Raw genomic sequence first — 15,037 nt, forward strand, 5'->3', positions numbered from 1 at the left:
AAAGGAAAGATACAATGAAATTACAAAATAAATGGTTCATCGGTGCGATGTTGGGAGCGGCAGTTTGTTTGGTTTCCACTTCATGTGTGGACGAAATTAAATTCGGAAACTCTTTTTTGGATAAGGCACCGGGCGGAAATGCTACTATTGACACAGTGTTCAATAGTGCGGAATATACGCGCCAATTTTTGAACACCTGTTACAGTAGACAGTATTACGGATTACCCTATAATACGGACAGTAACGGTAATATTCCTGATTCTTCCAGTCCTTATTTAGGAAAGAAGGATGCGCTAACAGACTGCTGGTCACTTTATTTTAGTGACGCAACTGTATATCAGCAGTATTATTTGGGTTCTCTCAATGCCAACTATGGCACGCGTGGTAATATTTTCCCATATACACGGGAAATGGTATGGGAAGTAGTGCGCTGGTGCTGGTTGTTAATGGAAAATATAGATAGAGTGCCGGGCATGGATAGCACTGAAAAAACTCAGTTGGTGGCAGAAGCTAAATGCCTGATTGCGGCACGCTATTTTGATATGTTCCGTCATTATGGAGGTCTTCCATTGTTATATGCTTCATTCACCGGTACGGAGTCAGGTTATGAAATCCCCCGTGCTACGGTAGAGGAGACTGTTAACTACATGATAAAGATGTTGGATGATGCTATCAATTCCGGTGGATTGGTGTGGGCTTATGCTGATGCCGATCTTGCCAGCAAGGCCGGACACTGGACAAAGGCCGGTGCGATGGCATTGAAATGCAAAATCTGGCAATTTGCCGCTTCTCCGTTGTTTAACGATGTCAACGGATATGCAGGAGGAAACTCAGAGGCTGAACAGCAGCATCTGGTATGGTACGGCGGCTACCATGCGGAACTTTGGGATAACTGTTTGAAGGCTTGTGAAGCATTCTTTAAAGAGCTGGAGAGTCAAGGCGGGTATAGCCTGAATAAGGCTTCGGAAGAAACACCGGAACAGTATCGGCAGGCATATCGTATGGGATATATTCGTCAGAACAGCAAGGAGGTCTTGCATTCTGTCCGCACGAATATGTCGGACGCTTTCAACTCAAGTTCTTATATGTGGCATTCCTGGGCTGTTCCGTCACTTTGTCGTACCGAATATCCGCCTACACAGGAATATGTGGAGATGTTCCCATGGGCCGACGGTACTCCGTTTGACTGGAAAAAGGCGGAAACAGAAGGTAAGTTGGATGCAATGTTCCTGACCGGAACATTCAAAAATGGAGAACAACTATTGTCGGAAATCGTATTAACCCGTGATCCTCGTCTGTATGAGCATTGCATGGTAAACGGATTGCCGAAGATGTTAGACTGGAGTGCAGGAACAATGTCCGGTTTACCTTATGAACTGTGGGTCGGAGGATACGATGAAGGACAAAATGCAGCGCTTGAATCAGGTAACTATGCGACTGGTTATAAAAATATGAAATATTATTTGGGAACAGAGTACCAACGTCAGTATACGCATTGGGTATATCTTCGTTTATCTGACATTTATTTAACTTATGCAGAGGCCTTGCTTCAAGCCAAGAATGATCACCGGGGCGCTATTAACCAAATGAATATAGTACGTGCCCGTGTAGGATTGAAGAAAGATTTGGCGGAGTGTGTTACAGATAAGAATTTACTTTCTGACAAAGCAGCCTTATTGGAAGAATTGCTGTGCGAGCGTGTTCGGGAATTGGGGCTTGAAGATAGCCGTTACTTTGATCTTATCCGTTACAAACGTGCCGATCGTTTCGAGAAGCGCCTGCACGGGTTGCTCACCTATCGTTTGGATGATACCGGTAATCGTATAACGGGAAATGCTAAATGGAATGAAGGAGATAAGAACAAGGGAGCATTGCAGCCTACTCGTTTTGAATATGAAAGGTTTGAGTTATCCAAACCGGTCCGTCGTTGGTGGACATACGGATTTGATCCCAAATGGTATCTTTCTCCATTCCCGCAAACGGAAATTAACAAAGGATATGGATTGATTCAGAATCCGGGTTGGTAATGTGAGACAGCGAAATAGATTAAAACAATATTGAATATTGATTTATATGAGAAAAAATAAGATTCTGATACTGGCTTTACTGGTTTGTTTGAGCATTCCGGTCAGAGCGCAGAATACAGACAACAACATTATAGGTATTGTTGTTGATAAATCGGGAAACCCAGTCTATGGAGCGTCCGTTAATGTGGAAGGTGGCGCAGTGGAGACCCGGGTTGAAACTGATAAAGATGGTAAATTCGAGATTGCGGTCGAGAAAGGACAACGCTTGAGTGTCGTTTCTGTCGACAAAGGCTCTACCACAGTTGTGGCAAAGACTGATGGTCCGATGACCATTGTGATGGGATATGCAGCTCAGACTATTGATGTGGGAGCTAACCGGACATTCAATCGTCATGAATCAACGGCAGCAGTTTCTACCACCTATAATGAAGAGTTTAATAAGCGGTCTTCCCGGAATATATCCAATTCTTTATATGGATATGGATTGGGCCTTACTACTTTGCAGAATGCGGTCAGTACCGGGTTAATGGCAGATCCTACCTTTTATGTACGTGGTTTGCAGAGCTTGTCAAGTAGTACACCGCTTGTGCTGGTTGACGGTTTGGAACGAGACATGAGCTTGGTGAGTCCGGAAGAAGTAGAATCCGTTTCCATCCTGAAAGATGCCGCGGCTGTGGCATTGTACGGATACAAAGGAGTGAACGGTGCGATCTTGATTACGACGAAGCGTGGTAAGTACAAAACAAAAGAGATAACCTTTACGTATGATCATATCATTAACACACAGTCTCGACGTCCGGAATTTGTGGATGCGGCTACGTATGCTTCTGCAGTGAATGAAGCGCGTGGATATGAAGGTTTGGGAGCTCGGTATACTCCGGAAGAAGTCGATGCTTTCCGTAATGGAGTAGGCAGTGGAGGGGCTTCCCGTATGTACCCTTATCTCTATCCTAATGTGAACTGGATTGATGAAACCTTTAAAGACAGAGGAGTGTCTAATAAATATACGATCGAATTCCGTGGAGGAGGAGCAAAGTTCCGCTACTATACTATGGCGAATTTATTAACAGACAAAGGGTTTATCAAAACCCCGAATGCAAATGACGGATATTCTACACAAAATATGTATTCACGTGCTAATTTGCGTACAAATCTGGATATTGATTTAACCGCCACTACCAAATTGAAGTTGAATCTTCTCGGTACCTTGTCCGAATCTCGGATTCCGGGGGCTTCGGTTAACCTATGGGATATGATTTATTCGATTCCTTCTGCAGCTTTTCCGGTTCGTACGGAAGATGGCAGTTGGGGAGGAAGTACTACTTGGGCGGGGACGTCGAATCCTGTCGCACAATCGCAGGGAGCTGCTTATTCTAAAGGACACTCTCGTAGTTTGTTTGCCGACCTTACCTTGTCACAAGATTTGTCTGGTTTGCTGAAAGGATTGGGAGCTAACTTTCGTTTAGCTTATGACAACTATTCCAATATTCTGGAAGATCATAGCAAGACTTATACGTATGCCGGTTATGCAACAAGCTGGACAACTAACGGTCCGTTTTATACTGCCATTTCAGGTGGCGAATCCAGTGAAATGGGTTCGGGTGCAGGTATTGACAACTGGGCGCGCCAATTTAACTTTGCAGGTAGTGTAGATTATAATCGCTCGTTCCAAAAGTGGGATGTGTATTCTCAATTGAAATGGGATTATGAATATCGTGATTCATACGGTCTGAATACCACTATTTATCGGCAAAATGTTTCCTGGTATAATCATGTAGGCTTCTCTAATCGCTATTATTTGGATCTGGCATTGGTTGGCTCGGCCTCCAGCTTATTGGCACCGGGACATAAATGGGCTTTCTCTCCTACCATTTCTGCTGCTTGGGTACTTTCGGAAGAAAAATGGTTGAAAGATGTGTCTTGGGTGAACTTCTTGAAATTGCGCGCTTCGTTTGGAGTGATCAATGTTGATTATCTGCCTAAAGACGGAAGTACTACCGTATATGACTATTGGGATCAGATTTATACGACTACCGGTACGCAATATAAGTTTAACAGTAGTTACGACTCTGAATTCGGAAGTACTATTATCGGGCGCCTGGCAACTGCTAATTCGACACATGAGAAAGCGTATAAATACAATGTTGGTGTTGATGCCGTGTTGTTCAATGGACTGGACGTGACGGCAGAAGGCTATTACCAACGGAGAAAAGATATTTGGGTCTCTTCCGAAGGAAAATATACCGATGTGTTGGGCGTAGATGCTCCGTTCGAGAATGCCGGAATCGTTGATAGCTATGGCGTGGAACTAGGACTTAACTATACGAAACGGTTAGGAGATGTAGTGTTCAACCTTGGCGGTAATTTTGCTTGGAATAAGAATGAAATTAAGGAACAACTGGAAGAACCGCGTTTGTATAAGAATCTTGTGCAAACAGGAAATCGGTTGGGACAAGTATATGGAATGGTAGCTGAAGGTTTCTTCAAAGATAAAGAAGATATAGCAAACAGCCTTCCGCAAAACTTTAGTACGGTAGTGCCGGGAGACATAAAATATAAAGATGTGAATGGAGACGGAATCATTGATGCCAATGATAAAACAGCTATCGGTTATAGTACGACGGCTCCAGAAATTTATTATTCTTTCCATTTGGGAGCCGAATGGAAAGGGATTGGAGTAGATGTAATGTTTCAGGGAACAGGTAACTATTCTGCTGTCTTGAATACGAAGAGTATGTTTTGGCCGTTGATAAATAATACGACACTTTCTACTCATTATTATGAGAATCGTTGGACACCGGAAAATCAAAATGCCAAATATCCTCGTTTGAGTTCACAGAGTAATGCCAATAACTATCAGGCTAATACAGTTTGGTTGGCGGACCGGTCATTCTTGAAGTTACGTAACGCGGAGGTGTATTACAGATTTCCGGAAGAATGGATGAAGAAGACTAAGATATTGGGGAGTGCCAAGTTATATGTCAGAGGAACAGACTTGTTCTGTTCAGATCATATTGATGTGACAGATCCGGAATGTTATGGTGTAGCGACTCCGCTGAATAAGAGTGTAGTAGTCGGTGTTACGATTGGTTTTTAATCATAAAAACAAAGCGAAAGAATGAAACTGAAAAACATTATCTACGGAATGATGTGTGTAGCCGCACTCGGTTCCTGCTCAGATAAGATGGAATATCATGAGTACAATAATTATGATGAGGATTTTGTGAAGCTCAACTTCGGTAATGTAGGAGGGCTGATAACAAATATCTATTTGTCCATGGATGTGGACTTTGGAAACTATAGCGGGGCAATTCTTGGTTCTGCTACCGATGAGTCCGAATATGCTTATTCGGGAAATCAGATTGAAGACTTTTACAATGGTTCTTGGAGTCCGTCGAATGCTAAAAGTAGCATGTGGACGTCCTGTTATGAAGGGATAGCCAATTGTAATTTATATCTGGAGAAGTTTACCGGACTGACATTTCCCGAGTTGGCTTTGAACAGTGATTATGCACAACAGATGTTCCGCTATACCAATTACCAGTATGAGGTACGTTTCCTTCGTGCATATTTCTACTTTAACTTGGTACGGCAATATGGAGATGTGCCGTTTAGCGACCATATATTAACAGCCGAAGAATCGAATACGTTATCGCGCAGACCGGCACAGGAGATTTTTGATTATATCATAGCCGAATGTGATGATATTAAAGATAAGATTATCGTCGATTACAGTAAACTGGGAGATATGGCATTGCCTAGTAGTCCGGCGGAAACAGGACGTGCCAACCGTAAAACGGTATTGGCCTTGAAAGCTCGTGCAGCATTGTATGCGGCAAGTCCTTTATTTAATCCGACTGATAATAGAGAACTGTGGTATCGTGCAGCTAAAGCCAATAAGGAAATTTTAGATGACAGTAATGGGTTTGCTGAAAAGGCAAAACTCTTAGTGGAGGATTATTCATCACTTTGGAGCAAGGACAATTACAATGACGCTACTAATGAATTGATTTTTCTCCGTCGTGCCACTACTACCACTAATTCTTTTGAGGGATATAACTTCCCGGTAGGGTTGGAAAATTGTAAAGGTGGAAACTGTCCCACACAGACACTGGTGGATGCGTATGAGATGAAGGATACAGGGTTGCGTCCGGACGAGTTGGATAACTATGATCCTGCTAATCCTTATTATACCAACCGCGACCCTCGTTTCTATCTGACTATTGCCAAGAATGGGGACGAAAAGTGGCCTAACTGGAATACTGTTCCTCTGCAAACCTATCAGGGCGGACTAAATGCGGAGCCTTTGAGTGGCGGAACTCCGACTGGCTATTATCTGAAGAAGTATTGTCAGACGGCAGTAGACTTACGTGCCGGTACAGCTTCAAAGACCTATCATTCATGGATTACATTCCGTTTTGGAGAGTTCTATTTGAATTATGCGGAAGCTGTATATAAGTATCTGGGTAGTCCGTATGCAACGGATAATGAATTTACAACTTCGGCTGTGGATGCTATCAAAGTAGTTCGTACGCGTGCCGAGATGCCCGGATTCCCTCAAGGGATGACCAATGATGCTTTCTGGAAGAAATATCAGAATGAACGTATGGTAGAATTGGCCTTTGAAGGACATCGTTTTTGGGATGTACGTCGTTGGAAGGAGGGTGACAAACATTTCAAGAACATTGTTGAAATGAAGATTACGAAGAATGGGGATGATACTTATACGTATGAACGTAAGGTAAAAGAAAGAAGTTGGGATGATAAGATGTATTTCTTCCCGATTCCGCAGAGTGAAAAATCTAAGAATCCTAATTTGGAGCAGAATCCGGGGTGGTAACCCACAACCGGAATGCTGATGAATAGTGATAGGATATTCTTGCATAGAACGGATGTTTATAGAATAAAAAAACGAAAGAAATGAAGAAACATTATATAATACTGGGGCTGTTTTGTCTGCTGGCCATAGTTGCCTGCTCGGATAATGACCCCGTCGTTGAAGTGAACAATGGCAATCAGACGGAAGAGGAGTTGCCGCCTCTGCCTACTGAAGTTATAACGGGTAGCCGTGCAATGTGGGTTAGTTACGACCCGGCACCAAATGTTGACGCCAATAACTCTTCCGGCATATCATCCGCATTGATTAGCTGGAGATTACTGAAGACCGATCCGTCTAATGTTGCTTTTGATATTTATAAGTCGGTAGACGGCGAGACGGAAGTGAAATTGAATGAGAAACCTATTTCGAATACTACTTCTTGGGTGGATGCGGATATTGATGTATCAAAAACGAATGTATACCGGGTCACTCTTGCCAATCAGGCTGAAACGCTTTGCGATTATACCTTTACCTCTGAAATGGCAGAAAAGTTTTATCATGAGATTAGATTAAACATGAATGTACCCGATGCGTCGATTACATATTCTCCTGATGATATTCAGCTAGGTGACTTGGACGGTGACGGTGAATTGGAGATTGTGGTGAAGAGAGAACCGTATGATGGTGCCAACCAGGGGGGATGGAATAATGGTTCGACCTTGTTGGAAGCTTATAAGATGGATGGTACTTTTTTGTGGCAAATTGATTTGGGAATCAATATTCGTTCCGGTTCACATTATACTTCATATATTTTATACGATTTTGATGGAGATGGTTTATGTGAAATAGCTTTCCGCTCTTCAGAAGGTACAAAGTTTGGGGATGGTAAGGTCATTACCGATGCTTATGGTAATGTGAACGATTATCGAATTCGTCAGACTGACGCTGTGGGCTGGTATTCGGGAGCAAGTATTAATACAATTTGCGGTTTGATAATGGAAGGTCCCGAATATATCTCTATTTGCCGTGGATATGATGGACGTGAAATTACCCGGGTGGATAATATTCCTCGTGGTGGAAGTGGTTCAAAAGCGTCGCGTGCTAAATATTGGAGTGAATATTGGGGAGATGATTACGGAAACCGCATGGACCGTTTCTTTATCGGGGTGGCTTATCTGGATGGTATACCTGACGAAGCGACCGGAGTGAGAACAAGCAACCCCAGTCTGATCATCAGTAGAGGTATTTATCATAATTGGCAAGTATGGGCACTCGATTTGAAAGGGAATAAACTGGAAACCCGTTGGAAGTTTGATACAGCCGAACATTCTTCAAAATGGTTGTCCATGTGTTCGCATAGTTTTCGTGTAGCGGACTTGGACGATGATGGAAAAGATGAAATCTTGTATGGTTCTGCGGCTATAGATGATGATGGAAGCGAATTGTGGTGTACCGGAAACGGTCATGGTGACTGTTTATGTGTTGGCAAATTTATAAAAGACCGTTCAGGATTGCAAATTGTTGCTTCATTTGAAGAACCGGGCAATTATAATGGACAAGGACACGGTTATGGATGTCAAGTGATTGATGCAAGAGATGGTGGCTTGATTACCGGCCATGGAGCGGGTTCGACTACTGATGTCGGTCGTTGTATTGTGGCAGATATCGATCCGGATAGCCCGAATTTTGAGTACTGGTCTTCTTTGCAGGAAGGGGTATTCAGTTGTAGTGGCAGTGGATTGGTATCCAGTACATATCCTACAGGTATTGGTGGTGGAGTTTTGTATAATGTAGCCATTTATTGGAGCGGGCAGCCGACAAGAGAAATGCTGGACCGTGCTTGTGTCGTGAGCTATAAAGAGAACCCTGATGTAAACAAGACGAATAAGACTCGTTTGGTATATTTTGGAACTTACGGTAGCAATGACGGTAACCATAGCACCAAATACAATCCTTGTTACTATGGTGATTTTCTCGGTGACTATCGTGAAGAAGTAATAATGGGTTCAAGTGACATGAAATCTATTTATATATTCTCCACGAATCATCCTACCGAATTCCGTCTTCCTCACTTGATGACCGATCATAATTATGATATGTCTCAAGCGATGCAGAATATGGGATATAACCAGGGAACTAACTTAGGTTACTATGTAGGTGCTGAAACTTTGAAAAAAGCAGAATAAAAAGGTTTTTGAATAAGAAATCTCTTATTTGATATGAGTTTGTTGAAAAAGAACAATCCGGCTAACTGTCGGGTTGTTCTTTTTTTCATAGTTGAACGAATCGCCATATATATGGATAATATTCTATTTCTTAATTGATCGGCTCTCCCTACCTTTGTAAGGTGAGATAGCAAATATACATATGAAAAAACTCTTTATCCTTTTGTTCCTCTTCATCACTTTAGGAACAAACGCACAAAACAATAAAGTTTCCGGCCTCAACGCCCGCCAGTTTCATAAATATTGGAAGGTAGAGTCGGAATCTCCGGATTATAAAGTGACATTTCAGGGTGATACCGCTGAAATACTGTCTCCTAAAGGCCTTACCTTATGGAGGAAAGAAAAGATGAGCGGACGGGTAACCATTGAATATGATGCATGTGTAGTTGTAGAAAAAGAAGGAGACCGTTTGAGTGACCTGAATTGCTTTTGGATGGCTTCGGACCCCAAACATCCTGATAATATATGGAAACGTGAGAAGTGGCGTAGCGGAATCTTTCTGAATTGTTATTCTTTGCAACTCTATTACATGGGATATGGTGGAAATTATAACTCTACTACACGCTTCCGTCGTTATGACGGCAATGAAGCAGGAATCACAGATCCCAAAGTACGTCCTGCCATATTGAAAGAATATACAGATACCGAACATTTGCTAAAAGCGAATCACTGGTATCACATTAAGATAACAAATGAAAATAATAGGGTTAGTTATTACATAGACGGCAAGCGACTGGTGGACTTCCGCGATGCCGAACCTCTGACAGAAGGATGGTTCGGCTTTCGTACCACCTTATCCCGTACCCGCATTACAAACTTCCGCTATGAATGTTTGCCACCCCAAACGTCTACTGTTCCTTTACATTGGATCGGCAATACTCCTGAACAAGACAAAGCTGTAAGCTTCGGAGTTCCTTTTGATGAAGGCTACCTATTTCCAGAAACTTCATTGCGGTTAAAAACAGATAGAAATCAAGAGATTCCGGTAGATACTTGGCCATTGGCTTACTGGCCGGATGGTTCCGTGAAATGGAGCGGAGTTGCCGGAGTCATTCCTGCCGGAACAGAAAGACTGACATTAGAAAAAGCCCCCCGGAAAGCAAAAACTATCAATAAACAGCCTAATGCTTCTATTGCAATCACTGAAACGCCTGAAGATATTCAAATTGAAACAGGGCTAATTTCCGTATTTATTCCCCGACGCGGAGATTTCCTGATTGATAGCCTATTATATAAGGGAACTAAAGTAGGAGAGAAAGCGCGTCTGATTTGTAATACGCAAAACGAGCCGATTCAAGAAAATACATCTCAAATATCTTTTACTCATTACATAGGAGAAATAAAATCAGTAACCATAGAACGTCTGGGCTCTGTACGGGCACTTGTAAAGTTGGAAGGGATACATCGGAACAGGAATAAGAAGATTGATACGAATCACTCTGAAGGGGAAGGGAACTATGCGAATAACTCTGATATGAACAAACGGAATAACCGTGAGTGGCTTCCTTTTGTGGTACGTCTCTACTTTTATGGTGGTAGTGAACAGATCAAAATGGTACATAGCTTCATCTATGACGGAGATCAGAAGAAAGATTTCATTCGTAGTTTGGGTATCCGTTTCGATGTTCCTATGCGTGAAGCTCTGTATAATCGTCATATTGCTTTTTCGTGTGCAGATGGAGGAGTGTGGAGCGAGCCGGTACAACCATTGGTAGGGCGTCGCATACTCACTTTAAATAAGACAGATAATAAGAAAAACAGTAATGAAAAGAAAGATGCACAACAGATGCCGACTGATGACCCCTCCCTGCAACAGCAGCAAATGGAAGGCAAACGTATTCCGCCTTATGAATCTTTCGATGAAAAGAACCGCTCTCTGCTCGATAACTGGGCTTCATGGAATGACTACCGTCTGTCTCAACTCACTGCCGATGCTTTCTCCATTCGTAAACGTGCCAATAACGATAATCCCTGGATAGGAACCTTTTCCGGCACACGTAGCGATGGATATATTTTTGTCGGAGATATTACCGGAGGATTAGGACTTTGTATGCATGACTTTTGGCAGTCTTATCCCTCTTCTATTGAAATTTCAGACGCACGAACCCCGGTAGCTACCCTTACCGCCTGGTTGTGGAGTCCGGAGTCCGAGCCTATGGATTTACGGCATTATGATCGTATAGCTCATGACCTGAATGCCAGCTATGAAGATGTCCAAGAAGGTATGAGCACGCCATACGGCATTGCCCGTACAACTACGTTGACACTGATCCCACAAAGTGGCTATGCCGGAAAAAAGGCTTTTGCTGATTATGCCAAACAATTTTCTAGCCCTAGTCTGTTAATGCCAACCCCGAATTATCTTCATGCCCGCCAGGCTTTCGGGATATGGAGTCTCCCCGACCGTACTACTCCATTCCGTACTCGTGTAGAAGACCGCTTGGATGCTTACATTGACTTCTATCAGAAAGCAATCGAACAAAACAAGTGGTACGGTTTCTGGAATTATGGTGATGTGATGCACGCTTATGACCCTGTTCGTCATACCTGGCGTTACGATGTCGGAGGATTTGCCTGGGACAATACGGAACTGGCTTCTAATATGTGGCTATGGTATAATTTCCTGCGTACCGGGCGTATTGATATTTGGCGTATGGCAGAAGCTATGACGCGTCATACAGGCGAAGTGGATGTCTATCATATCGGTCCCAATGCCGGATTAGGCAGTCGGCATAATGTAAGTCATTGGGGATGCGGAGCTAAAGAAGCGCGAATCAGCCAGGCCGCCTGGAACCGTTTCTACTATTACCTTACTACAGACGAACGTTGCGGTGATTTAATGACTGAAGTGAAGGATGCCGACCACAAACTCTATGACTTGGACCCTATGCGCCTGGCCCAACCTCGCAGTGAATATCCTTGTACCGCTCCCGCCCGTTTGCGTATCGGTCCCGACTGGCTGGCTTATGCCGGTAATTGGATGACAGAATGGGAGCGCACAGGTAACACTGCTTATCGTGATAAAATAATAGCAGGAATGAAAAGCATTGCCGTCCTGCCTAACCGCCTCTTTACCGGCCCCAAAGCTCTAGGATTTGATCCGTCAACAGGAATCATCACAACCGAATGTGACCCCAAATTGGAAACAACCAACCATTTAATGACGATCATGGGCGGATTTGAGATAGCCAATGAAATGATGCGTATGATTGATATACCCGAATGGAAAGACGCCTGGCTTGATCATGCTGCACGTTACAAGAAGAAAGCATGGGAACTTAGCCATAGCCGTTTTCGTGTCTCCCATCTGATGGCTTACGCAGCTTATCACTTGCGCAATACCCAAATGGCTGAAGAAGCCTGGAAAGATTTGTTTACCCGGTTGGAACATACACCTGCACCGCCTTTCCGCATCACTACCATACTTCCGCCGGAAGTACCGTCTCCATTAGATGAATGTACGAGCATTAGCACGAATGATGCTGCTCTTTGGAGCTTGGATGCTATTTATATGCAGGAAGTTATTCCGAAGGATGAATAGCAGAAGCATTTATTTCTTCACATTTCACCATATCCCAACCTTGGAACTGAATTAATAATAGGTGAAGTGTCGTTCCAGTAGCCAGTTTCTGCACAACTTTATCCTTACTGTATCGCAACAGTTGCTGTCTTCCTTCTTCTGCTTGGGCTTCAAGTTCAGCATTGGTAGCTGTACGTGTAGCGTATTTCAACTCCAGAATATAGCTGTGTTCTATATCGGAATAACGCATTTTGTCCGGCAATAGGAAGAAGTCACAATAGCCATAGTTCATTTCCAGTTCCGGCTGTACGAGATAATAAGAAGCAATGGCAAGATAGGCTTTTAGGAAACCTTGCAGGTTTCTTTCCCCTTCTATCGCATCTCGTATGGAAGAGTTCTCCCGATAGGCACCGGCGATGGTTTCGAAGAATGGTTGCCAATGACCATCGAAGGCGAAATCATCTATCAAGTCTTTCAGATGTGAAAGATTCAGGGTATGGGCCTGTTGATAGTAGTCGCGCAAGAATCCAAGGTACTGCTCGCGCACACAATTGTTAGGTATGCACATTTTCAGACGGTCGCCACGGGTGCCGCACATGGTAAGTAAACCATAATAATAGAGCAGGCTTCGGAAGTTCTCTATATCTGCTATCTTTTCTGACGGGAACGAAGTATGTAAGTCTACCAGTATTTCACCTTTTGCCGCAATTTCTTCGATAGTACTCATGCGGCTTCCCTCATGGGTGTTGTCGTGGTCAATGCGTGCCAGCATTTTCAGTTTACTGTAATCCGTACGGATATTCTTGTCTACCATATTTTCGGGTGGACGGTGAAAATCAATTTGGTTACGTAAATAGTATAAAGTCATATCGCAATTAAACACACGGTCGTTGTCCAAAGATGTTCTGGCGAAGCAATAATTGTCATACCACGGTTTCATTTCTGTAATCATCGCTTCTACATCACCGACCAGCTTTCCATTTTGTTGGTAATAACGGAGCATTTCACGTACTTCAGTTTCATCAAATCCTATCATGGCATTAAAACGGGAATCAGTCGATATATTCCAGTCAATATTATACCCGCTAGATAAATCATCCAGTGTGATAGGGCTGACTCCCATTAGGAAAATTCGGTCAAACATACCTTTGAACTGCTTGAAGTATTCACGGTAGAAGCCGCTGGCATGAGTCAGGTCATGGAACATTTTCTGTCCGTGTTCGCTCAATATGACGTTGGTAAAGTTGTCATATTCGTCAATTATCAGATAGAGAGGATATCCTTTTTCTTTAGCCTTTACTTCTATATATGATAATTTTGCTTTAGCGCTTTCAATGCTTTCTACTGTTGACTTGAAATCTTCATCATAATAAGATGCGTATGCATGGGCAAACTGGTTGATGATGATACTGCAATATTCATTAAAGCTACTCATCAAATCTGCTCCCGGCAGTGAGCAGCCTGCTTTTGAGAAGTCGAAGAAAAGGACTTGGAAACTGTTATGTTGTTTGGTTGGACGGCTTCCTATCCATAAGTCACCGAAATACTTGTCGAAGTTATCCTTCTGTATTATGTCGTAATAAGTACGCATCATGCTTAGGAATAAGCTTTTTCCGAAACGTCTCGGACGAATAAGGAAAAGGTAACTGGGCATTTCCTCGATAAGGGGCAGATACATGGTTTTATCGACGAAATAGAAGTTTTCGTTCCGCATCCGGTTGAAGTCGGATATTCCGTATGGTATTCCTTTCACTTGGCTCATATTGGCAGGCTTTTAATTTGTACAGGCAAAGTTAATCTATTCCGTGGAATAAATCAATGATTTGCGACTGTATTATGTTGGATACGAACATTCATTTTTCCCTTGAATGGGGATGAACATATCCTGTCCAGATGTTCTGTTTTTAAGATTATATTAGAAAATAACCGTTGCGAAATTGATGAATCAGAGAAAAAACTGCATAAATAAGTGCAATAATATGCAGAAATATAGGCGAAAAGTGAATAATATCAGACAGAATATGCGTCTTTTCTAACGGAAAAAGAGTTCGTTAGGTTTAAACCAACAGGGTGATCCTCACCGATGAACGCTATCTTCCTCACCGATGAACTTGTCCTTCATCGGTGAGGAAGATATAAATGTGCTTTTTTAAGCTAGTTTTTCTCTGATTTACCTGGACTTTTGAATAAGAAAATAATAACATAATGGAAGATTAATCCCTGAATCGATATCGACTTGCAAGTGTTGTAGGATAAAATAGGTGTGAAATGCTAGATAAACTCTATAAATGATAAGAATGAGGATTTGCGTGTTGACAAATGTCGGAGCTTTTTTATTCTTCTTCATCTGCTATGCTGTTTTCTCCATTCTGCACTGCTTAAATATTCCTTTTTTAAGATAGAATATTTAAACAGTCCGGATAGTCTATATTTCCCTTTAGTCCTT

At 42.7% G+C, this 15,037-nt stretch carries 6 protein-coding genes; 5 read left to right on the forward strand and 1 reads right to left on the reverse strand.

What is annotated here, in order from left to right; genetic code table 11:
- Nucleotides 1-14 precede the first annotated feature (14 nt).
- The 5 genes from KQP79_RS00585 to KQP79_RS00605 all read left to right on the forward strand — a co-directional run bounded on the left by KQP79_RS00585 (nt 15) and on the right by KQP79_RS00605 (nt 12,612).
- On the forward strand, nt 15-2,027 hold the full coding sequence (locus tag KQP79_RS00585; protein WP_004308490.1) for a RagB/SusD family nutrient uptake outer membrane protein: 2,013 nt from the start codon (nt 15-17) through the stop codon (nt 2,025-2,027).
- 46 nt (nt 2,028-2,073) lie between these two features.
- Entirely contained in the window at nt 2,074-5,124 is a 3,051-nt protein-coding gene (locus KQP79_RS00590) for a SusC/RagA family TonB-linked outer membrane protein (RefSeq protein ID WP_032855809.1), read from the forward strand.
- A 21-nt stretch (nt 5,125-5,145) separates the two neighbouring features.
- On the forward strand, nt 5,146-6,867 hold the full coding sequence (locus tag KQP79_RS00595) for a RagB/SusD family nutrient uptake outer membrane protein (RefSeq protein WP_004301569.1): 1,722 nt from the start codon (nt 5,146-5,148) through the stop codon (nt 6,865-6,867).
- Between the two features lie 80 nt (nt 6,868-6,947).
- Nucleotides 6,948-9,032, forward strand: a complete 2,085-nt coding sequence (locus tag KQP79_RS00600; protein ID WP_004308492.1) for a hypothetical protein — start codon at nt 6,948-6,950, stop codon at nt 9,030-9,032.
- Nucleotides 9,033-9,213: 181 nt separating this feature from the next.
- Complete coding sequence (locus tag KQP79_RS00605; protein ID WP_004308493.1) at nt 9,214-12,612, forward strand: DUF6250 domain-containing protein; 3,399 nt, start codon at nt 9,214-9,216, stop codon at nt 12,610-12,612.
- On the opposite strand, the gene KQP79_RS00610 is transcribed toward KQP79_RS00605, so the two are convergent.
- Nucleotides 12,593-14,353 carry an ATP-binding protein gene (locus KQP79_RS00610; RefSeq protein WP_234120717.1) on the reverse strand — a complete coding sequence of 587 codons (1,761 nt, stop codon included), beginning with the start codon at nt 14,351-14,353 and terminating at the stop codon, nt 12,593-12,595. The genes KQP79_RS00605 and KQP79_RS00610 overlap by 20 nt on opposite strands.
- Nucleotides 14,354-15,037 lie beyond the last annotated feature (684 nt).

The sequence above is a fragment of the Bacteroides sp. DH3716P genome (genome assembly GCF_025914115.1).
Taxonomy (GTDB): Bacteria; Bacteroidota; Bacteroidia; order Bacteroidales; family Bacteroidaceae; genus Bacteroides; species Bacteroides ovatus.

Excerpts from the sequence above, each read along its gene's own strand:
- KQP79_RS00610 (WP_234120717.1), bottom strand. The coding sequence starts at position 14,353 with ATGAGCCAAGTGAAAGGAATACCATACGGAATATCCGACTTCAACCGG.
- KQP79_RS00585 (WP_004308490.1), top strand. The coding sequence starts at position 15 with ATGAAATTACAAAATAAATGGTTCATCGGTGCGATGTTGGGAGCGGCA.
- KQP79_RS00600 (WP_004308492.1), top strand. The coding sequence starts at position 6,948 with ATGAAGAAACATTATATAATACTGGGGCTGTTTTGTCTGCTGGCCATA.
- KQP79_RS00605 (WP_004308493.1), top strand. The coding sequence starts at position 9,214 with ATGAAAAAACTCTTTATCCTTTTGTTCCTCTTCATCACTTTAGGAACA.
- KQP79_RS00590 (WP_032855809.1), top strand. The coding sequence starts at position 2,074 with ATGAGAAAAAATAAGATTCTGATACTGGCTTTACTGGTTTGTTTGAGC.
- KQP79_RS00595 (WP_004301569.1), top strand. The coding sequence starts at position 5,146 with ATGAAACTGAAAAACATTATCTACGGAATGATGTGTGTAGCCGCACTC.